This is a genomic window from Paenibacillus tyrphae (assembly GCF_000722545.1).
Lineage (GTDB): Bacteria > Bacillota > Bacilli > Paenibacillales > NBRC-103111 > Paenibacillus_G > Paenibacillus_G tyrfis.
This window is the reverse complement of record NZ_JNVM01000044.1, coordinates 46,814-67,517: the sequence shown is the minus strand read 5'-3', so window position 1 is coordinate 67,517 and position 20,704 is coordinate 46,814. Positions and strand designations below refer to the sequence as shown.

15 protein-coding genes and 1 pseudogene are annotated in these 20,704 nt (G+C 43.6%); 12 read left to right on the top strand and 4 right to left on the bottom strand.

Going from position 1 to position 20,704, the window contains the following annotated elements:
* Positions 1-139: 139 nt before the first annotated feature.
* Positions 140-1,534, bottom strand: coding sequence for an MDR family MFS transporter (locus tag ET33_RS32930; RefSeq protein ID WP_036692454.1), 1,395 nt, complete (start codon positions 1,532-1,534; stop codon positions 140-142).
* 160 nt (positions 1,535-1,694) lie between these two features.
* Here ET33_RS32930 and ET33_RS32925 point away from each other — a divergent pair, with 160 nt between their 5' ends.
* Positions 1,695-2,240, top strand: a complete 546-nt coding sequence (locus ET33_RS32925) for a TetR/AcrR family transcriptional regulator (RefSeq protein WP_161783587.1) — start codon at positions 1,695-1,697, stop codon at positions 2,238-2,240.
* A gap of 152 nt (positions 2,241-2,392) precedes the next feature.
* Here the strand turns inward: ET33_RS32925 and ET33_RS32920 are convergent, their stop codons facing one another.
* The gene (locus ET33_RS32920) at positions 2,393-3,019 is read right to left on the bottom strand and encodes an FMN-dependent NADH-azoreductase (protein WP_036692423.1); all 627 of its coding nucleotides are present in this window, start codon (positions 3,017-3,019) and stop codon (positions 2,393-2,395) included.
* A 1,388-nt stretch (positions 3,020-4,407) separates the two neighbouring features.
* On the opposite strand from ET33_RS32920, the gene ET33_RS32915 reads away from it, so the two are divergent.
* On the top strand, positions 4,408-6,954 hold the full coding sequence (locus tag ET33_RS32915; protein ID WP_036692421.1) for a LuxR C-terminal-related transcriptional regulator: 2,547 nt from the start codon (positions 4,408-4,410) through the stop codon (positions 6,952-6,954).
* Positions 6,955-7,097: 143 nt separating this feature from the next.
* Here the strand turns inward: ET33_RS32915 and ET33_RS32910 are convergent, their stop codons facing one another.
* Positions 7,098-8,402 (bottom strand): metallophosphoesterase, encoded by a 1,305-nt coding sequence (locus ET33_RS32910; protein WP_036692418.1) that lies wholly within the window; start codon positions 8,400-8,402, stop codon positions 7,098-7,100.
* 239 nt (positions 8,403-8,641) lie between these two features.
* On the opposite strand from ET33_RS32910, the gene ET33_RS40760 reads away from it, so the two are divergent.
* From ET33_RS40760 to ET33_RS32895, 4 genes and pseudogenes are all read left to right on the top strand, one after another.
* Positions 8,642-8,842 (top strand): S-layer homology domain-containing protein, encoded by a 201-nt coding sequence (locus ET33_RS40760; RefSeq protein WP_407668127.1) that lies wholly within the window; start codon positions 8,642-8,644, stop codon positions 8,840-8,842.
* A 758-nt stretch (positions 8,843-9,600) separates the two neighbouring features.
* Positions 9,601-10,626 carry a CBM35 domain-containing protein gene (locus ET33_RS32905; RefSeq protein ID WP_036692414.1) on the top strand — a complete coding sequence of 342 codons (1,026 nt, stop codon included), beginning with the start codon at positions 9,601-9,603 and terminating at the stop codon, positions 10,624-10,626.
* A gap of 277 nt (positions 10,627-10,903) precedes the next feature.
* A complete protein-coding gene (locus ET33_RS32900; RefSeq protein ID WP_036692410.1) occupies positions 10,904-11,377 on the top strand; it encodes a MarR family transcriptional regulator in 474 nt (157 codons plus the stop codon).
* Positions 11,378-11,533: 156 nt separating this feature from the next.
* A pseudogene (locus tag ET33_RS32895) lies at positions 11,534-12,765 on the top strand (MFS transporter).
* A gap of 496 nt (positions 12,766-13,261) precedes the next feature.
* On the opposite strand, the gene ET33_RS32890 reads toward ET33_RS32895, so the two are convergent.
* Positions 13,262-13,729 (bottom strand): MarR family winged helix-turn-helix transcriptional regulator, encoded by a 468-nt coding sequence (locus tag ET33_RS32890; RefSeq protein WP_036692406.1) that lies wholly within the window; start codon positions 13,727-13,729, stop codon positions 13,262-13,264.
* Between the two features lie 817 nt (positions 13,730-14,546).
* On the opposite strand from ET33_RS32890, the gene ET33_RS32885 reads away from it, so the two are divergent.
* From ET33_RS32885 to ET33_RS32860, 6 genes are all read left to right on the top strand, one after another.
* Positions 14,547-14,930 (top strand): DoxX family membrane protein, encoded by a 384-nt coding sequence (locus tag ET33_RS32885; protein ID WP_036692404.1) that lies wholly within the window; start codon positions 14,547-14,549, stop codon positions 14,928-14,930.
* 634 nt (positions 14,931-15,564) lie between these two features.
* Entirely contained in the window at positions 15,565-16,818 is a 1,254-nt protein-coding gene (locus ET33_RS32880; protein WP_036692401.1) for a glycosyl hydrolase family 18 protein, read from the top strand.
* 510 nt (positions 16,819-17,328) lie between these two features.
* Complete coding sequence (locus ET33_RS32875) at positions 17,329-17,760, top strand: hypothetical protein (protein ID WP_051775962.1); 432 nt, start codon at positions 17,329-17,331, stop codon at positions 17,758-17,760.
* A 128-nt stretch (positions 17,761-17,888) separates the two neighbouring features.
* The gene (locus ET33_RS32870) at positions 17,889-18,251 is read left to right on the top strand and encodes a stalk domain-containing protein (protein ID WP_036692399.1); all 363 of its coding nucleotides are present in this window, start codon (positions 17,889-17,891) and stop codon (positions 18,249-18,251) included.
* Positions 18,252-18,562: 311 nt separating this feature from the next.
* Positions 18,563-19,723, top strand: coding sequence for an ABC transporter substrate-binding protein (locus tag ET33_RS32865; RefSeq protein ID WP_088833792.1), 1,161 nt, complete (start codon positions 18,563-18,565; stop codon positions 19,721-19,723).
* Between the two features lie 93 nt (positions 19,724-19,816).
* The gene (locus tag ET33_RS32860; RefSeq protein WP_036692394.1) at positions 19,817-20,692 is read left to right on the top strand and encodes a branched-chain amino acid ABC transporter permease; all 876 of its coding nucleotides are present in this window, start codon (positions 19,817-19,819) and stop codon (positions 20,690-20,692) included.
* Positions 20,693-20,704 lie beyond the last annotated feature (12 nt).

Below are 20,704 nucleotides of genomic sequence, written 5' to 3'. Positions count from 1 at the left end.
TTAGTTCAACTTATATAGGTGTGAGTTTGGTATTTTTACCTCTCTCACGCTTTTTACTTGGGAGAGAAAAAAGAACTGCCCTGCCCGTTGCGGCAAGGCAGTTCAATAATTAGCGGAAGCGGTGAATCAACCCGCTTGTTTATTCCTTAGAAAGAGAGCTATCAATGATCGAAATGATGAAGCCAAGCATGAACGTGTCGCTGTACCCCGCAACTGATGCCGTTAATTGTTCGGTCGCATCATTTGGATCGGCGGACTGTGCCAAATGGCTACGGGAGCGCGCGGACATGGTCGCGATGAACAGTGCTGAACCAATCGCTCCGGCAACTTGCTGCAGCGTACTGAAAATAGCAGATCCATGTGCATAATATTCAGGCGTAATTTGATTCAGCCCATAGGTTTGGACGGGAACCAAAACGAGCGCCACACCTAGCATTAAGAGACAGTGCGTTAAGATGATTTGCAGGCTTGCCGACTCCAATGTAAATCCGCTAAAGAGATACATCGCAACGCAGACGATCAATAAACCCGGAATAATTATGACTCTGGCACCAAAGCGATCGAATAGTTTTCCTGTAACAGGAGACATCAGTCCATTTACCACGCTTCCAGGCAGCATCATGAGTCCTGATTGAAATGCCGTCACCAGCAGCACGCTTTGCAAAAACATAGGTAATAAGGTGATGGTTGCGAACATCGCCATCATAACAACAATCAATAGGATAATCGAGAGAGTGAATAACGGAAATCGAAAGGTACGCATTTCCAAAATCGGGTTCGAAATACGCAGTTGCCGAACTGCGAATAAAATCAAGGCGAGGCTGCCAATAATAATTGACCAATAAACTTGCGGATCGGACCAGCCTTCATTTCCTGTAGCACTGAATCCATATACAACGCCGCCGAAACCTAGTGTCGATAAAATAATGGACAGCACGTCAACTTTGGGTTTTGTGATCGTGGTCACATTTACAAGATAGTAATATCCGAAGAGGATGGAAATGATAGTAATGGGAATCGTGGTATAGAACAGCCAGCGCCAATCCATTGCATCAATAATAATGCCTGAAAGTGTAGGTCCGATAGCAGGGGCAAATGTAAATATTAAAAAGAGCACGCCCATAACCGAACCTCGCTTTTCCGCGGGATAAATATTTAACAGCGTATTCATCAGCAGCGGGATGATTAGCCCCGTACCCATGGCTTGAATCACTCGTCCGGCTAATAGCAACATAAAAGTGGGTGCCGTTGCAGCAACGATCGTACCTATTAAAAAGGTAAGCATGGCAGTCGAAAAAAGCTGTCTTGTAGTAAGCCATTGCTGAATTAGAGCCGTTATTGGAATGAGCGATCCGACAACGAGCAGGTAAGCCGCTGTTAGCCACTGGATGGTGGTGGCGCCGACCTGAAACTCCTTCATCAGCACAGGCAGGGCATTGCCTAGCAGCGTTTCGTTTAATGTCGCCACAAAGGCTCCCATCATGAGGGCGACCATAATTGGCATTCGTTTCACTTTCTCTAAATCTAAGTTCATGTAACTGCCTTCCTTTCGAGCGATATAAAATGTCGAGTCGTTTCTCATTATAGTGATCGTTTGCGCTGAAAAATACGTTCAATACATCTAGTTCAGGCAGTTAGGAGACAGAATTAAATAAATGTCTGAGAAATTGAGATGAATGGAGGGGGTAATGGGGGTGGATTTGAGAAAACGTCGCTCCATACAATTGCTATGGAAGGCCCTTTTTGAGCTAATGACAGTAAAAAAGATGGGGTTTTCCAAAATTACTGTAGATCACATTTGCGAAAACGCAATGGTTCATCGTTCCACTTTCTATAAGCATTTCGATGACAAGTTTAGATTACTGGAGTACGGACTGAATCAATTAATGGAGCGATATTGGGAAATTCCATTAGAAAAAAGAATTTTAAATCCTTTTTTCTGGTCTAATCATTTTTTTGAAGGTTCCGAGTCTCATCAATTAATTCGTGCGCAGCGAAACGATGAACTGTTCTTTGACAGTATGAATTCGTACTCGATGAGTTTTTTGAGAAGAGATGCATTAATGTTTATCCAAAATGCCAAACCGATCGATATCCCGCATGACTTGTTAGCTATATTTCATGTGTCTACAATGGTTGCTTTAAGCGAATGGTGGCGCAATAATCCGGATCGGGCGAGTTTGACGCAAATGGATCAATATTTTAATCAGTTAGTAAATGAAAATATTTTTCGATCCTGAAATCGACGCTGGTTTACTCTAAACAACGAAAAGAAATAACGAAAAAAGTGCTCAACCTTGTGGGAGGAATGGCGATTGTCCAGAACATCACCCACAGAGTTGAGCACATAAACTACAAATCGCGTACTTGATTTTGAACCTCTTCCAACATATTAGAAAGCTTCTGCCACTTTAGCTGCTCTTTCAATTCCATTTTGAATAATTTCTGCCGCTTTATCCGGGAACTGATTGTGGCCTTCTACGATAACTGTTGTAAGGTCTTTTACACCAAAAAAATTCATCATGTTCGTTACATAGTTTACGGCCATTTCCAAAGGGGCTGTAGGTCCTTCAGAATAGACACCGCCTCTCGCATTTAAGAGAGCTACTTTCTTGTCAGAGAGTAAACCAATTGAACCTTCTGAAGTATATCGGAAAGTTTTACCCGCTTGACATAAATAATCAAAATACGTATGCAACACAGCAGGTACGGTAAAGTTCCATAGAGGAAACGCAAATACAACCTTATCAGCTTCGAGAAACTGTTTTAGATACTTATTCACAGTATCTGTCGCTTCTTTTTCTTCTGAATTCAGTTCCATACCTTTCGCCAATTTAAAAATACCGTTAAGTGTATTTGCATGATAATAAGGTAGATTTTCTGAGAACAGATCAAGTTCGATAATCAGATCTTCAGGATGAGACTCTTTGTAACTATCGAGAAAAGCCTTATAAAGTTTTACACTAACAGCCTGTTCGATTGGACGGAAGTTTGCTTTTACAAATAAAACTGTAGACATTAGAATCCTCCTCAGTAAATGAATCCATTTTTTAGATATCAAAAGCAAGGTTTCGTTATTACATTTTAATGAAAATTTTCTTTGAAAAATATATTCAATCCATCTATTTTGGGTAGTTAGGAGACAAAATCAGATAAATGTCTGAGAAAGGAAGAGGAATAAAGGGGCGATAGGGATGGATTTAAGATCAAATTTGCGAAAGAGCGATGGTTCATCGATCTACAGTCATGCACGACCAACTTCTGAGCGATTGCAGTCATCGGTATTTCAAATGGATGAACCCATTGGATAGATCGTGAATTGTAATTATAATCAAGCTATGCTGATAACAACAAAAAAGCCGGAGGGGTAACAAGCGTATGTTCCGATTACCAAGGTGAAGAGAAGACTAGATAGGATGCGCCACGGAACACTAGCAGGATCGAACAAAGAAAGCACGGGGAACCGAGTTATTGCCCAAAAAGGGCTCAGACCCGTCCACTAAACGCAATCGGTCCACACCTTGGATATGTATGACGATGGAATGTAAGGGCCTATTGTACGGTGAATTAAATTAGGTTGCATTTAACGCCTTGTTAATCAAGCTTTTTTTGTTATGCAACCACTTGGGTTCATTTTTATTGTGAAGCAAAAATGGTTGCATAACAAACTATGGTGTTTTAATGAAAAGCAACCGACTTGTCGGGTGACAAGAACTTGATCCATTCCCGAAATTGACAAGAACTTGACTCATTCCCGACGAAAGAGGATATAGAAAATATTTTGTAATGTGATATATCGTTTGCCTCGCGGAGTTTGATCTCGATTCTAAAATGTCGTAACTTAGCAGTAAAAGAATTACTATTAACGAAGGCCTCGACATGAATCCTTCAACTAGAATGCGAAAAAGAGGTTTTACTTGGGTATCGATAATAAGATATATAAAGGAAAGAGCCCAAAATTCTCTTTATTTTTCTCCTATATATTAATATTTTTTTACTCAAAATGTAATTATTATATTATATTTCTAATTGTGTTATAATTCAATAAATGTAACATTCGTCTCTCTGTTACATTGCTCTGTATGTTTTGTCGATGATGGAGCTATGGACTAGCTCAAGGAAGAATTGTAACGGATCAAACGGACGCAGCACATTTACAACTTTATTGGGTCTCAAGTTACTTTATAGAGCTGTTTTTCTAATCCCATATTCGAGCATAGTTTCTTTCCCGAGCTTTCCATTTCAGTAAAGTTCCACAATCCTATCTTTAAAATTATACTGTTTGCCCATGCGGTTTTTTTGATAGTGTCAACTAACCACTAACTTATGCTAACACCAATAACCGTACGAGGGGTCGAGGGAGGGGGAGATATCACTGGCAGACAAGGTTGGAGTGATAACCAAACTATGAACAACAATTTGAATTTTAATAGTGCTTCTTTGAACGATTTGGGCCGAGTAGTTTTAGCATCAAAGGTTACCATTCCACGGTCAGCAGAGAATGATATCCTGCGGCCACGATTAATAGAAATGCTTGATCAAAGCAGCCGGTTCAGGCTGACTCTCGTTACTGCTCCGGCAGGGTTCGGGAAAACGACACTGGTAAGCGGATGGGTTCATTACCGTTGCGTAAAGGCGGCCTGGGTTTCGCTTGACTCGGGAAATAATGAACTGCTCAGCTTCTGGATCGATGTCAGTTACGCAATCGACAAACAATTTCCCGGCTTCACCTCGATTGCGGTGCCAATCTTACATTCATTCAAAGGTGATGCGGCGGAATCGGCAATTCCATTCTTCTTGCAGGAGCTTGACCGAATTACAGAACCATGCGTCCTCATAATGGATGATTATCATGTCATTGAAAATTCCACCGTGCATGATAGTCTCTCGTTTGTTATCAGACACTTGCCAGAGCATATACGGCTTGTCCTCATAAGCCGTACGATTCCGCCGCTACCGTTGCCTCGGCTCCGAATAAGCAAACAAATGGTGCAGATCGATGGAAGTCACTTGCGTTTCACGCTAAAAGAAATTCAGGCGCTACAGAAAAAGTCGATGAATGTTCTGCTTTCCCCTAGTGATTTGACGATATTGGAACAAAAAACGGAAGGATGGGTGGCCGGACTAATCCTTGCATTTCTTTCGATAGAAGGGAGAAGCGACGCCTCGGCGTTTATCGAATCGTTCTCTGGCAGTAATCGATATATTATCGATTACTTGGTAGACGAGGTATTGGCTCGTCAGTCGGAAGAACTGCAAGCCTTTTTGCTGCAAACGTCAATATTGACCAGCATTTGCGCATCGCTAGCCGAAGCCGTCACGGACCAGAGCAACGCTTTGAAGTTCCTTGCAGACCTTGAACGTGGCCATATGTTCCTTAATCCGCTGGATGATACCCGCACCTGGTATCGGTACCACCAGCTGTTCGGCGAAATGCTGAGAGACCGGCTGAACAATAAGCTAAACCGCATCGAAGTTGAGGTGCTTCATAGGCGTGCATATCGATGGCTGGATCAAAATGGACTTTTTATGGAATCGATAGGTCATGCGTTTCAAGCAGGTGATCACGCCGCTGCCGCTGAATGCATGGATCGGCATTTGCACGTCATTATCCATAACGGAGACGAAGCGGCCTTGCTGCATTGGCTGGGACAACTTACCCTCCGGGATATAGTGGATCATCCTAATCTGGTTCATTTCCATGCAGGGGCGCTTGCGCAATCGGGCTGTATCGAGGAAGCGATGAACTTGATGGATCAGGCTCTACAGCTACTTGGAACCAAAAAAGATCTGCCCCCCGAAGCAATTAAAGACATGGAGCAGCAGATGGGTCTGTTCCGGGCATCAATCGCGTTCTACCAGGGTAACATCGATGCACTAATTGATCATTTAAACGCAACGATGAACGAGCTGACAGATACGGCTTCGATTGTAAAGGTCACCAATCTGAGCGAGCCGCTCCTTTACCGCGGACCTTTAGGTTTCGGTGGCCGGCTGCATAAAGTCATAGAACTTTCGAAAGTACCAGAGTCCGACAAAAATCAGGCGCAATTAGTGCTGCAGGATTATGGTTTCGTTCTTGTCGCCGATGTGTACTATGAATGGAACTTGCTGGATGAAGCGCAGCGTATTCTGGAGCATGCACTAGCCGTTCACTTTTCGCCGCAAGTGTTGGAGTTTGTAACCCCCGGTATTATATTGTTATCGAAAATTTTTCAGGCAAGGGGAGAATGGGGCGAAGCCGAAAGAACGATACAAGAAATGATTCGTCATATCGAAACATATCCGTCCAAGCGTTGGCTGCTAATGCTGGAAGCCCGTCTTGTTCGCTTGCGGCTTGTTCAAGGCGACGTGGATACGGGATTGCGCTGGATGGAGTGGCGCAATCTTCAGTCGATAGACAAACCGAACGTCGCAAGGGAATATGAAATATTGACTGTCGTGCGTCTGCTGCTGAAGCAGGGACGGACGGAGCATGCCGTTCGGCTGCTGAAGCAGTTGGAAAGAGATGTTGTACGGGCGAACCGATTGGGCAGCCGGATTGAAATTGCTCTTATGCTTGCGCTGGCTTATAAGGATTCAGGCAAATCGTTAAGCGCCATGAAAGCGTTAGAAGAAGCTTGTCATCTGGCGGCAGCGGAAGGTTATGTTCGTATATTTATAGATGAAGGGAAGCCGCTAACGGATCTGCTTAGCAAATCCGGCCTAGCTTATGCGCATCAATTGTTGGGCATCCAACCCGAATCTCAAAATCTGCAAGATGTCACGCTCACGAATCGAGAGCAAGAAATATTACGATTCATAGCCGAAGGACGCTCCAACGATGAAATTGCCCGCATTCTACATCTTTCGGATGGAACGGTCAAGCGATATACTCACCATCTATACCAAAAGTTAGAGGTGAAAAACCGCGTACAAGCAGTGTCCAGAGCCAAAGAGCTATATTTGTTGTAGTAGTCGTAAATGGATTGACGCCTCAATAAACCGACAAACTTACAAGTCAAATTATTGATGTCAAAGAAACAGCATCACGCCGTCACTTTAACGTGACGGCGTTTTTTGGGTGCGGGCAGGATATACGCTATCGGCTCTCGATATTAGCCGCAGTCGTTATTCCATTTCGGATTCAAGGTAGTGCCGTACAGTTTGAAGCAGTTGTTTGGCGGCGATGGGAACTTGAGATCGAAGACAGTTCGCCATCCTTCCCAGATTAAGCCTGTCTGTTCCTGACCGATAACCCAAACATCCGTTGCATCCGGTGGAATGTAGTACGTTTTCTTATTGCCGTTCGGCATATCGCCGGTTTTGAAGGTCAACGTTTCTCCGCCATACGTATAATGGAGTTCGAAACGCGCTACGAAACCACCTTTGCTATAAAATGTGACATGACCCTCCTTAGGCGGGACAGGCATTGGGGGATTCGGAATCGTATCGCTGAGGGCGACTTCCCAAGGGTCCCCGGTGAAGTCGTACACGCCGTCTGTCGACGGATTTGCCCTTCTGCGGACGATCATCTTCTTCTGTTCCGTGTCGATATCGGCTACAAGATAGTCCTGAAAGGAAGCTGCGCCTGAGCGGAAATAGGGAATATTCGAATTCCCGATGGTGCCCATCTTTTTGCAATCGGCGTGAATATGTCCGGCGAACACCGCAGACACGCCGTATTTGGCAACAATATCGTTGAACTCGGTCAGAGCCGGTTCGATAAAATTGTCATGGTAGTCGTGCAGACTTACGATAATGACGTCGCCTCTGTTGCGAGCAGTGGCCAGATCGTTCTTGAGCCACGCGAGGGATGATTTAATGAAGTAAAAATCTCTGCGGGCCGATCCGAAGTTCCAAGAATCCCAATTGTCCGCATACGAGGGGAAATTCTGAAGTTGGACGAAGTGAACTTTGCCGATGTTGAAGGAATAAGCGAGACTGCCCGTATAATCGACACGATTTTCCGGAAATTTGTAATAAGAACGTTCATCGAAATCGTAGTTGAGTATTCCCGCGTGCAGTCTCAGCCATCCGTACATAAAATCAACCATACGCGTCGCGCAGTTGTTGTTCATGCTATCGTCCACGTTGTTCGCATAATCATGGTTTCCGAGGCCTGGGTAATAAGGAAGTTCAAGCTTGCCGAGCAGTTCCTTGTACTTATCTAACTGCCAGTCTTTTCCGAAGGCAGTCAAGTCGCCGTTGATGAGCACCCCCTGCACGGGGTAAGGGCTTCCGTTCCCTCGGCGCTGCTTCGCAAATTCGTTCATACTCTCGTATTGCTGAGATATTTGCCGTTCGGAATTCTCCTTAATCTGACTTTCTGTCGTCAGGCCGTAGGGCAAGGTGTCATCGTACCAAGGATACTGAGGATCTGACGAAATAATAACGCTGAACGTTCCCGAAGTTGCAGTCATTATAAAATTCCCCTTTCTTTTCCCTGTTTTCTTGAGTCGCATTGCGAATTAGTTGCATTGGAACTCAACAGGAACTTGATTTTCCTGTTGCTTAGCTATTGGGAATCGCCTCCTTCACTGATTAATATATTGGAAATAATAGTTCCCCTTCAAGCAACTAAAGTTGCTTTTGGGGGACGATCAGGCTACTACAATAAACGCAGTTGTTTGACTCGGCTTATACACGATTTATTAAAGCCGTGGCGGGGAGGGTGGGGGAATTATCCGTTTATACGGACAGCAATCAAATTGGCAGTTGGTCGTCTGAAGCGCTGCGGACCGCCATACACTCCGGCCTTGTGAAGGGTTACGGCGATGAATTGCGTCCTCGGAAGTCCTTAACCCGCGCGGAGATGACGTGTTGCTGCAAGCGGGACTCATCGATTGATAAGAATATGTGAACATTAAACAATTTAAGTTCTATCGCTGAAGCCAGCGGTAGAGCTTTCTGTATATCGCGCTGAGGACAATTATTTTGACCGCGATGTTGTGTTTTGTTTTGTCGGTCGGGAATGGGATCAAGTTCTTGTCATTTATGACAACAAGTAAAAAAGATTGCATAAAATACAGTAATATTTTTTAATAATATACTATAAATGGATAGTTAAGGTGTTTTATGGACTATCAACCTGTTCCTATTACCCAGGATTGTCGTGTAAACCGCGACTTTTTGTTTTTAGACGAAAGAAATTACGAATATTCAGTTCGTTTGTATGAAGGAAGGGTTGCATTTGACTAGACTCGATAAAGAAGAATGGCTGTTGATTTTTAGTGAGCCTTCTTCATATGTAGCTTTTTTAAGAGCCAAGATATCCAATTTACGTTGATTGCTTGACTTTTCTTTTTGAAATTTATAGAACTTCTCTCCAAATGTTTCAGCATTCGAATCGCTATTAACTTGCACTAAAGGCTTATTCATTGGATATTACGGTGGGTGTAGATTGCATCGTTTCAGTAATTATTACTACTAAGATGTAAATGTGATGGAATGTTAGTATACTCCAAACAGAAGTGAGAAATAAACATACACATTAATAAGGTATATAAGTAAAATGATGGCAAATGGAGGGTGGATGAGGCGCCCGTGAGGGGGAAGAAAAATAAAGCAATCCAACGCTTTGTTTAGCGAAAACCATAATTAAGGGGAGGTAATTTATTAATGAGAACGAAGCTTTTCCACACGTTTTTAGTCTTTTGTCTGGGTGTATTCTTTTTGTTAACTGTTTACTTAGCGTCGCCGGAACGTGTAAATGCGGATTCCACGTCGTATGAGGCGGAAAACGGAACCATGAGCGGAACGGCGAACTCAGTTACTTGTACGGCTTGCTCCGGCGGTTTCAAGGTTGGGCATATTGGCAGCGGCTCGACGAATTATGTGACACAGAATGTCAATGTAATTAATAACGGATCGTACAATATGGATATCTACTATCTAGTAAACGGTACGCGAGACTTTGACATCAGTGTCAATGGTGGAGCAGGAACGCAAAAAACGCTGAGCGGTTCAAGCTGGGGCACCCCTGTAAAAACTTCTGTGACGGTACAGTTGAATGCCGGAACCAATACGATTAAGTTTTACAATAATGCGGCGAATTCGCCGGATTTGGACCGCATTGTTATAACTGGCAGTACAGTTACGGCGGGCTGGACCGAGATACCTTGGGACACTAATTCTTATTATGTACAGAACAGGACAAAAGCGCCTATGTCCGAACGATTTTGGATCGAAAATGGTGTTTATACTACCCGGGTTTACGCAGGTGAGGAGCGGGCTGAGATGCGCTGGAATAATTGGACCGATCAAAACAAAGACAATATGTGGGAGGCCGACGTCATGTTCGAGCCTAGAACGGAAAAGACCGCCATTATGCAGATCAAGAGCAATACTGGCGGCGAACCGATCTATATTCAGGCAACGGCCGATGGCAGCATTCGTAACAATGGCGATTCTACTAACATCGCGACAAACATGGCAGGCTCTTGGTTTAATCTCAAATGTGCCTTTAATCCTGCAACTGGTGTAGGACGCATCTGGATCAACGATGTTTTAGTAAAAACTCGACAGTACAATACTACTGACCGTGAATGGTACTTCAAGAACGGAACGTACAACAACGGAATTTCGAAGGGCAATTATTCCGAGGCGCACTTCAAGAACTTGCGAATGTATCGAAAGGACAATTAGGAATAACACACAACTGCATGAGCGGATTCTTGATTCAGAGAATTCGCTCATTTTATATGCCATAAAATATAGATGGGGGTGATTTATTATGCTATGTTGCTTATAATAAATATACCATAGATAATTAACTTAATCCCTTTTTCCGTGCGGGGAATGTGTACCCCTTTTCACGCTTCCCGCCTGCAGGTTTTTATTCTTATGAATAGAATATACCGAGGAACAAGGTCAGTTCCATTATAAAATATTGTTATTGCACCAACGGGTGGGAGGACAGGCCATGAACAAAAAAGAACAGGTCATAATGGGTTTCAGGGACTTATTCAACAAGATGGTATGGCTTAATAAGTTTAAGATGGAAGACAGTCTTAAGGGTTATAAGCCTTCTGAAGTACATTGCATCGAATACATTGAAAGAAATGTAGATTCCAACGTGACAAAACTTGCGGAGTCCCTTTATATGACTACCGGTGCCATAAGTAAAATAACGAAGAAGCTCATAAAAAAAGGCCTTATCGAAAGCTACCAGAAGCCGGATAACAAGAAAGAAATTTATTTTAGGCTTACTGAGCAAGGGAAAGTAATTGATAAAATCCATGAGGAACTGCACAAAGAGTTTGAAGAGCGGGATAAAGCCGTATTTGAGCAGGTAACCGAGGAACAATTTGATAGTATGCTTAGCTTCATGGAAAAGTATAGCAGGCATTTGGATGCAGAAATAAAGAAGCAGGGTATAGATGTTATTTCGGAATAAATTTGAATAATGAAAATGAAAACACAGGCAGCCCAACTCTATTCAGAACGGGCTGCATTTTTATTGCAATTATTTTGTTGCCAAGGAAGCAAAACCATGATACGATGATTTTGTTTCCAAGGAAGCGAAATCATTACTTTTGAGGGGAGAATTTAAGTGTTCAAATTCAGATCACACAATGAACAGAACACAGAACAAGCCGTAGATAAAAAGGCGTTAATATTCGGTCTTATGTCTGTGTTTCTTTGCGGAATAGGCTTCAGTATCATAACACCTGTCGTCCCATTCTTAGTGCAGCCTTATATAAGCAATCCGGGAGATCAAGCTATAGTTGTTACACTGCTGACGTCTGTTTATGCAGTCTGCGTGTTCTTTGCGGCCCCCGGACTTGGAGCTTTGAGCGACAGATATGGCCGTCGTCCATTACTCTTAGTATGCCTTTTGGGTTCCGCAATCGGGTATTTCGTTTTTGGCATGGGAGGAGCTCTACGGGTACTATTTGCTGGGCGCATAATAGAAGGTATAGCAGGCGGGAGCATAAGCACTCTCTTCGCATATTTTGCAGACATCACTCCTAGAGAACAGCGCACCAAATACTTTGGGTGGGTGAGTGCGGTTGCAGGCGTAGGCTCGCCATTGGCCCAGCTCTAGGCGGGTTGATTGCCAAGTTTGGCTATTCTGCACCTATGTATTTTGGTGCAATAATAACTTTATTAAATGTTGTTTATGGATTCTTATTTATGTCTGAGAGCCTTGACAAGAATAATAGACTGAAAAAGATTTCCTTTGTAAGACTGAATCCATTCATACAGCTTGTAAACGTACTTTCCACGAAAAACTTAAAAAGGCTACTTGTCTCAGCATTCTTAATTTGGATACCCAACGGATCTTTACAGGCCGTTTTTTCACAATTTACAATAGATACTTTCAATTGGGCGCCTGTACTAATCGGATTTATGTTTTCAATTATGGGCGTCCAAGACATCATTTCCCAAGGTTTCATAATGCCAAAGCTTTTGAAAAAACTTAGTGATGCACAGATAGCAATTCTTGGAATGGTTTCGGAGATTATAGGCTACAGTCTTATTGCAGCATCGGCTTTGTTCTCATTCTATCTTCTTATTATCGCTGGAATGTTTATATTTGGTTTTGGCGATTCGATCTTCGGGCCTTCATTCAATGGGATGCTCTCCAAGTCTGTCGATTCTAGTGAACAAGGAAGGATTCAAGGAGGTAGCCAATCTATTCAGGCTTTAGCAAGAATAATTGGGCCTATCATTGGAGGTCAAATCTATGTATCACTTGGTCATGCCGCACCCGCTTTTATGGGCATGATCCTTATAGCAGCGGCAATACCAGTTTTGTATAAGGGTACGCAATGTAAATAAGTAAATACTTACTTACATGGAATGACAATGCAATAAAGCAAAGTGTAAAAACAACCTGCCCTTTGGTAAATAAAAAACCGCAGTTTTGGCGGATAGTTTTTTGAAAAAGAGGATTTATGAGGGTTTAATAAATGCGCTATTTTTTAAGGATACGGAGGCTATAGGAGGTTACCGCCATGTTAATTTTCTTCGAGATCATTTGATATTATTCTGCTTATCAAAAAAGCTTATTCCATTTATGAGACAATCCCGGATATGAACATGGCATATATCTTATAGTTAAACAGCCCGTGGCCCCCAAACTTATTTTTTACAGTGTAAAAAAAGGCGCATATTAATATATGACGCTAATGTCCAACGATACAAAAGTTCCTACATAACTGAAATTGATAAAGCTTGATTAAATCAGGCTTTTATTTTGTTATGTAGGAACTCTTGAGTTTGTTTTATGTAAATATGGAATCGAATCGTCACTTTCCTATCTAAGGTAGTAAAGTTAACAATCGAAATCAAATTCCTTGCCGTTAAATAATAAGGTGAGTAGTTCGTAAAACTGTATCCGCTGCTCATCGGAAAACTTTTGCAACAATATCTTTGAAACTTGCTCTGGAATGTCTTTTAATTGATCGATGTGGGTTAGTGCTTCCTTTGTAAGCTGAAGCAGCGTCGCACGGCGGTCATTCGGATCGGGAACTCGAGTAACGAGCCCATAGCGCTCAAGTGCGTCTATGTGTTCAGTTATCGTTCGCGCTTTTACACCTAATTTGATTGCGAGTTCGTTCATGCGGATCGCATTCGCGCGCCATATGGTAAGCAGCAGTCGAAGCCGAGTACCGGAAAGTTGGAATGGCAAATCTAGATTTGTAAGCTCGGCTTCAAATTCCTGCTGAATATAATGGGCAGCGTGACGAAGAAGATGAATGAGTTCCGCTGATTTCGGTACACTGGTATCATAAATGGTCATTTTGAAGACTCCTTGACAAAAAATAATGAAAGCTGTAATCTAAAAAAGCAAATAGTGAGGGCCCGGACTATTTCGCTCCTCAATATGTTCTGTTTCTTATAATTCTACACTTTTCTCTATAGGATGCAAATATAAACTTGGGGGTGGCGAGGTAATTCAAAAGAGCAACGAGTGTATATGTATTGAAAAATGCGCTTGATAGCGGAGAAGAGATGTGAAACGTAACTGGTGGTACTCATGTGCTACTGAGCACTTACGTGGGGTTCTTGGTGGGCTGAAAATGGTGGACGTTCGTACCAATCAAGCTTTGTCGCGTTTCTTCGATTTTCTCAAAGTACAACTTCATCCTGGTTGTGGATACCGGAGATTCTTATATTATGTCTTGGTCAGCAACAAATTATGATTTGAAGGAGTGCTGAAAATAAAAAAATGTGGAGCCCAGTAACCGTAGGAAAAATGAATCTGCCGCACCGTCTAGCCATGGTCCCGATGACTCGCAGCCGGGCATAAAAAGATGGAACGCCGGGTGAACCTAGTGCACTTTATTATGCCCAAAGAGCATCTATGGGATTGCTAATTAGTGAAGGTACACAACCTTCGGATGATGGTCAAGGATACATGAGGTCACCTGGTATTTATACGGATCATGGCGCAAATGGTTATTTAATTCATCAATTTATTACAGAAACATCAATGCTCGTGTCGATCGTTATGGTGGCTCTATCGAAAAACGTGCAAGATTTGCTATCGAGGTAGCAATTCCACGAGCTTTGCTTTCCTTACGCAATCAAAAAATATTTTAGGGCGGGGAAGATCAATGAATAGTAAAATTTATACGGTAATAAGAATTATTTTTGGTTTGATGATCGTGGGTTCTGGATTCGGAATGTTATTCGGACTTACGACAAATATGGAATATCCAAGTGCATCGGCAAACGCATTTATGGCCGCCATGAACGCTGCAGGGTATTTCTTCCCCTTCGTCGCAGTTGTTAAAATCGTATGCGGATTAGCTATCCTCTTTAACCGATATGCCAGAGCAGCTTTGGTTATCTTCATGCCGGTTTCCGTGAATATGACCATGTTCCATATCTCTTTGGATGTTACTTCCGGTATTCCAGCCTATTTGATTCTTGCGTTAAACACGTACTTGTTATTTAAAAATATTGAAGGCTACCGTTCGATGTTGATAATCAAATAATACAAGGAGCAACCGGCGGCAACACTGAGTCGGCCTGAACGTTTCGCACCGCTTATCAATCTTTACAAAGGATGCGAAGAAAACCGGGCATGATGTGAGTATGCTGCAGGTGGCAACACAATCTCATGGCATCGTTGCGGATACTTCCGAAAAGGCAGGGGATCTGCTTTTCCCCGGGGCACAAGCTATCAGGAACAAAATCGGCCGCGAACGCAGTTAGGGCGGGCAATATACCCGCGCGATGTTCGACGAGGAATGCAAACTTCGCGTTTACCTGTATGTCGGCGATCCAGAATATGTCGCGGAGAAGATCGTGTTACTGTGCCGTATTTTGGTTGCGCCTCTAATGCGAAAAGAACTGGCCCGGATTGAGGCTAAAGCGTAACAGCAACACTGATATTCCATTATCTTATCGGTTCCGATAAACCAAAATGGCCGTGCGACATTCATTTATGATGCGCACGGCCATTTAAAAATTTTCCACTTAATTACATCTACTTTGCGGGTGATGTCAGCTTTGCTGGTACTGCCCCAAGATTGCACCATTCTTTAATGGCCGCCTGCGCTGTTCTTTAAGCTAGCTGTCTCTGAATAAGATGGAAGGAAGACTCATTTTTAAGGGGGATAAATCCAAATGTTTGTTTATGATGTAAAGTATGGGGACTCTCTATTTTCCATTGCCAGAAAGTATCGCGTTACGCTCGATTCGCTTCGCATCGTAAACGGATTGACAAACGCTACACTAGTCCCCGGCCAAGCACTGATTGTGCCATCGAACGTTTATATTGTCCAACCCGGTGATTCGTTGTACCAGATTTCTAGGATGAGCTTCATTCCTGTGCCGACTTTGCGTTTGTGGAACGGGCTCCAAACTGATACTTTACTTATTGGAATGGAGCTTTATTTACCGCCGCGAGAGAAATACCCGGAAGAAGGCTTGAGCTATCTCATTCCGACCACTCCCGAAGAAACCGAATCTACAGCCCGCACCTTCTCCCCTTATAATACTTATTTTGGCATTTTCGGATATCGCGTAACTGAAGGGGGCGGCCTAAGCACGCTCGACGATGAGGTCGCGATAAGAGCTACACGGGAAAACCGGGTTGCCCCCTTGGCCACGATCACAAATTTGACACCAGCCGGGTTTAGTCCTGAATTGACGAAACAAGTGCTTAACTTTCCGGAAATCAGAAATCGCTTAATCAACAATATCTTTACGCTGGTCAAAGAAAAAAATTATGCGGGGGTTAATATTGATTTTGAACGTGTACCTGCAGATGAAAGAGATTTGTACACCGGTTTTTTACGCGCTTTGAATGAGCGTCTAAAGACAGAGGGGTACTATACATCGGTTGCCCTTCCGGTAAAAAGAAGTGATGACGAGTATCCGGGATATGACTATGGAGGAATCGGCTCGGTCGTCGATTTCGTTTTCATTATGGCCTACGATTTTCACGAAGCACATTCGGGTCCCGGACCAGTCGCCCCGATCGATCAAATCCGGCGAACACTGGATTATGCTATTCGGCAGATGAACCGGAATAAAATCATTCTGGGGGTACCGAGATATGGATACGATTGGACCATGGATAACGGAAACGTGATTAGCGCCAAAGCCGTCTCCGTCGCAGCTGCTACCAATACAGCGATGCAATATGAAGTACCTATCCAATATTCCACACTTCATGAACAACCGCATTTTTCCTATTGGGATGCGGAAGGCCATAGGCACTTTGTTTGGTTCGAAGATGCGCGGGCCCGCGCGGCAAAGTTTCAGGTCATCGTCAGTTATCGTCTGAGGGGTGTAGGGGCATGGCAGCTTGGATTAAATTTTCCGCAATCCGCTTACCTTGTAGCGGAGTTTTTTGCACAGAAAAGAGTCCTATAAAACTGTTGTTTGGAAGGGCTCGATGACGAAGGATAACCTGCAAGGCATGTACGAGGTCTCTACAACCCTGAACTCTAGTCCATAGGGTCCTGTTGAAAGCGAATGGCGATGGATCTTAGGGTTCCGAGCAAGTACGTAAATTCAGACGACCTTTGGAATTAGATTATTCCAATGTAACTCGGTGTTCGGAAATAAAAAAGATTAGAATGAAAAGAACCTGGATTTTTTGTATAATTGAGGAAGGATCAAACAGCATTTATATTGGGAAGTTTGAATCACGAGATTCTCATTACATTTGTTAATGGAAACTTGATTTTAGTTGAAGATCCTGATGAGGCTTTGGAAGGTATTATTGAGAATCATTGAAGTGCAATAAACGAGATAAAACCAGAAAAGGATGCAAAAAGGGCGGAAGCGCAAAGCAAACTCCGTTAAGCAAGAATGGCGTTTTGAAATAAGGAAATAAACACTTAGTTGATAAAATGCATGTTTCATTGGGAGGGCGTAGAGATGTTGGACAAGGAAAAACTCGATACGATAACAAAATTGTTCTATGATTCCTTTACAAATAAAGAAGGACTCAAACCAAATGTGAATGGTTTATACAAATTGTTTATTCCAGAAGGCATAGTAATAAAAAATACTGGCAGCACCCCTGAGATTTATAATCTCGAACAATTTATTGCGCCGCGTGAGAAGCTTTTGAATGAAGGTACGCTGACTGATTTTGAGGAAGAAGAGGTTTCCGATAGAACTGAAATATTCGGCAATATTGCCCATCGGTTTAGTCATTATAGAAAATCCGGAGTGCTTTCAGGGATATCATTTGAGACGCATGGTATGAAAACTATCCAATTTATTAAAACATATGATAGTTGGAAAATTAGCTCTATTGCTTGGGACGATGAAAGAGAGGGACTCCATATTCCAAAGGGTTTTTAATAAAAGAAATGATGATGAAATGCAAGTTTTATTCTCATTAGAAAACTCCTCACTTGCAATAAATAACATAGATCCTGAAGTATCATCCGCAATTCGATATTGAAGAGAGCATCGTACATGCTACAGCTATGAATTTTCTATCTGAAGAAAATATTACAGCTTTTATATCCTTTAAACATGGTGCATATTCCAATATCCCAACGAAAGGTAATAAGAAATATATTTTAACCGAAGTTGCTTATCCCATTGTTGTAAATGGAAAAGAGTTTAAGGATGCCGCAGCTCCGATCCTGAATTATGAGGGCAGCACATACGTTCCGCTGGTGAAGCTCGGAGACCTGACAGGAGTAATTTATAAGTGGAATGACGCGGCAAAACGTGTGGAGATCGATACCGGCACGAAGGGGACGCCGAGCGGCAATAATTCCTTGTTGCTGGATACGAAAACGGTGTCGGATAACAAGAATATAGTCCGATTAAATACCGCGTAAATCGCGGATTTTTTATTTTATCGGAACCTATTCTTGTTTCGATAACCGTTTGAGGTCAAGACGATGTACCGATTGCCGATATTTCAATTTTGGTTCCGTCTACATAGCTAATAATGATAATCTTCAAATCCCTCATGAAATAAACCATTGGATGTAGTACTAGTTGTTCGCGCTGAATAATAGTATTAAGAACAACTGCATGTTTTTACACATGCGCTTGCACCAATGGGGAATGGAACGCCAAGAGGAGGGTATTTATGAAACAGCAACGTGTGGGAAAAGGAACTAGGAAAAAAGCGCTGCATCTGCTAATGGGGTTCGCGCTAGCGGGACTCGTAGCGGGATGCGGGGGAACGCAAGGAGAGACGGGAAAGTCGGGCGATGCGGTAGTAGGGGACGTTATTAAAATCGGAGCTAACTTAGAGCTTTCCGGCCCGGTAGCTTCATACGGTCAGTCGATTGCCGAGGGTATCGATCTGGCTGTTGAAAACTTGAACAAAAGCGGCGGCATTAACGGTAAGAAATTGGAAGTCATCAAAGTGGACAATAAGTCGGATGCGGCTGAAGCAACCAATGCGGCGATCAAATTGACCAGCCAAGATAAGGTGGCAGCTATTATCGGCGCAGCCACTAGCGGCAATACGGTTGCGCAGACGCAAGTCACAACCAATAACAAAACCGTGCTTCTGACGCCAACAGGCACCAGTATGAATATCACACTGAAAGCGGACGGAAGCGTCAACGATTATATGTTCCGGACCTGCTTTATCGATCCGTTTCAAGGTCGCGTTGCCGCCAACTTTGCGGCCGGCGAACTGAAGGTGAAGTCGGCGGCTATCTTTGCAGACAGCGCCAGTGAGTATGCGAAAGGGCTGGCGGCTTCTTTCAAAGAAACGTTCACGAAGGCCGGAGGGACGATCGTTGCCCAAGAAGCGTATGTCGCGAAGGACACCGATTTCCGCGCGACATTGACTCGCATTAAATCGCTGAACCCGGATTCGATCTTTATCCCCGGCTATTATGAAGAAGTGGGCTTGATCGTGAAGCAGGCACGCGAATTGGGAATTACCATACCGCTTATCGGAGCTGACGGATGGGATTCTCCCAAATTAGTGGATTTGGCTGGCGCCGCTGCTTTGAATAATACGTATATCGCCAATCATTATTCGTCCGAAGACCCGGATAAGATGATTCAGGATTTTGTCCAAGCGTTCAAAGGCAAGTACAGCGGCAAAGCTCCGGATGGGTTTAGCGCCTTGGGCTACGATTCGGTCTATTTGTTGGCGGACAGCATCAAGCGCGCGGGCTCGACCGACGGAAGCAAAATTAAGGACGCTTTAGCGCAAACGAAAGATTTGCTGTTGGTTACCGGCAAAATTACGCTCGATAAGCAGCACAATCCGATCAAGACGGCAACTGTGCTGGAATATAAAGATGGGAAGCAAACGTTTAGAACTAAAGTGAATCCATAAAGCATTCGACAGGGCCGTGGGAGGGGCCTCCTCCCGTTGCGCTTTTTGAAGATCAATCAAATTCGAGTCTGAGCGGTTCGGAGGTTGAGTGTGATGGACTGGGCACAGCAAATTGTCAACGGCATTTCGCTCGGGAGCATTTATGCGTTAATTGCGCTGGGATACACGATGGTTTATGGCATTATCAAACTGATTAATTTCGCGCATGGCGATGTCTTCATGATTGGTGCGTTTGTTGGCTTCTATGCAATTAAGGGATGGGGCGTGGGCATCGTCCCCGCTTTGCTGCTCTCGATGGTGGTGTGCGCAATTCTTGGCGTGCTGATTGAAAAGGTCGCCTACAAGCGGCTGCGGAACGCGACGAGAATCGCTTCGTTGATTACGGCAATCGGCGTATCGCTTCTTATTGAATATGGCACGATTTATCTTCGTGGCGCCCAACCTGAAGCTTACCCGAGCGCATTCCCAAATCAGTTTTTTACTATTTTTGGCGCCACGATCAGCAGCCAATCGCTGTATATTTTGCTGATTTCTATCGTCTTAATGATCATTTTGCAATGGGTGGTGTATCGGACCCGAATTGGCAAGGCGATGCGCGCCGTATCTCATGACGCGGAAGCAGCACGTTTGATGGGCGTTCATGTAGACCGGACGATATCGGCTACTTTCGCCATCGGTTCTGCACTGGCAGGAGCAGCAGGCGTTATCTTCGGGGTGTACTATACGAAAATAGAACCGTTGATGGGCGTCGTCCCCGGGCTCAAAGCTTTCGTTGCCGCTGTTCTGGGCGGCATCGGCATTATTCCCGGTGCCGTCATCGGCGGCCTCGTGCTGGGAACGGTAGAAACGTTTGTAAGCGCTTTGGGCTATTCTCCGTGGAGAGATGCCGCAGCCTTTATTATTCTTATTTTGATCCTGATTTTCAGACCGTCTGGCGTGCTGGGGAAAAATATGCGAGAGAAAGTTTAGGTGGCGCATAGT

Coding starts and splice junctions, on each gene's coding strand:
- ET33_RS32930 (WP_036692454.1), bottom strand. CDS start 1,534: ATGAACTTAGATTTAGAGAAAGTGAAACGAATGCCAATTATGGTCGCC.
- ET33_RS32920 (WP_036692423.1), bottom strand. CDS start 3,019: ATGTCTACAGTTTTATTTGTAAAAGCAAACTTCCGTCCAATCGAACAG.
- ET33_RS32915 (WP_036692421.1), top strand. CDS start 4,408: ATGAACAACAATTTGAATTTTAATAGTGCTTCTTTGAACGATTTGGGC.
- ET33_RS32910 (WP_036692418.1), bottom strand. CDS start 8,402: ATGACTGCAACTTCGGGAACGTTCAGCGTTATTATTTCGTCAGATCCT.
- ET33_RS32905 (WP_036692414.1), top strand. CDS start 9,601: ATGAGAACGAAGCTTTTCCACACGTTTTTAGTCTTTTGTCTGGGTGTA.
- ET33_RS32900 (WP_036692410.1), top strand. CDS start 10,904: ATGAACAAAAAAGAACAGGTCATAATGGGTTTCAGGGACTTATTCAAC.
- ET33_RS32890 (WP_036692406.1), bottom strand. CDS start 13,729: ATGACCATTTATGATACCAGTGTACCGAAATCAGCGGAACTCATTCAT.
- ET33_RS32885 (WP_036692404.1), top strand. CDS start 14,547: ATGAATAGTAAAATTTATACGGTAATAAGAATTATTTTTGGTTTGATG.
- ET33_RS32880 (WP_036692401.1), top strand. CDS start 15,565: ATGTTTGTTTATGATGTAAAGTATGGGGACTCTCTATTTTCCATTGCC.
- ET33_RS32875 (WP_051775962.1), top strand. CDS start 17,329: ATGTTGGACAAGGAAAAACTCGATACGATAACAAAATTGTTCTATGAT.
- ET33_RS32870 (WP_036692399.1), top strand. CDS start 17,889: ATGAATTTTCTATCTGAAGAAAATATTACAGCTTTTATATCCTTTAAA.
- ET33_RS32865 (WP_088833792.1), top strand. CDS start 18,563: ATGGGGTTCGCGCTAGCGGGACTCGTAGCGGGATGCGGGGGAACGCAA.
- ET33_RS32860 (WP_036692394.1), top strand. CDS start 19,817: ATGGACTGGGCACAGCAAATTGTCAACGGCATTTCGCTCGGGAGCATT.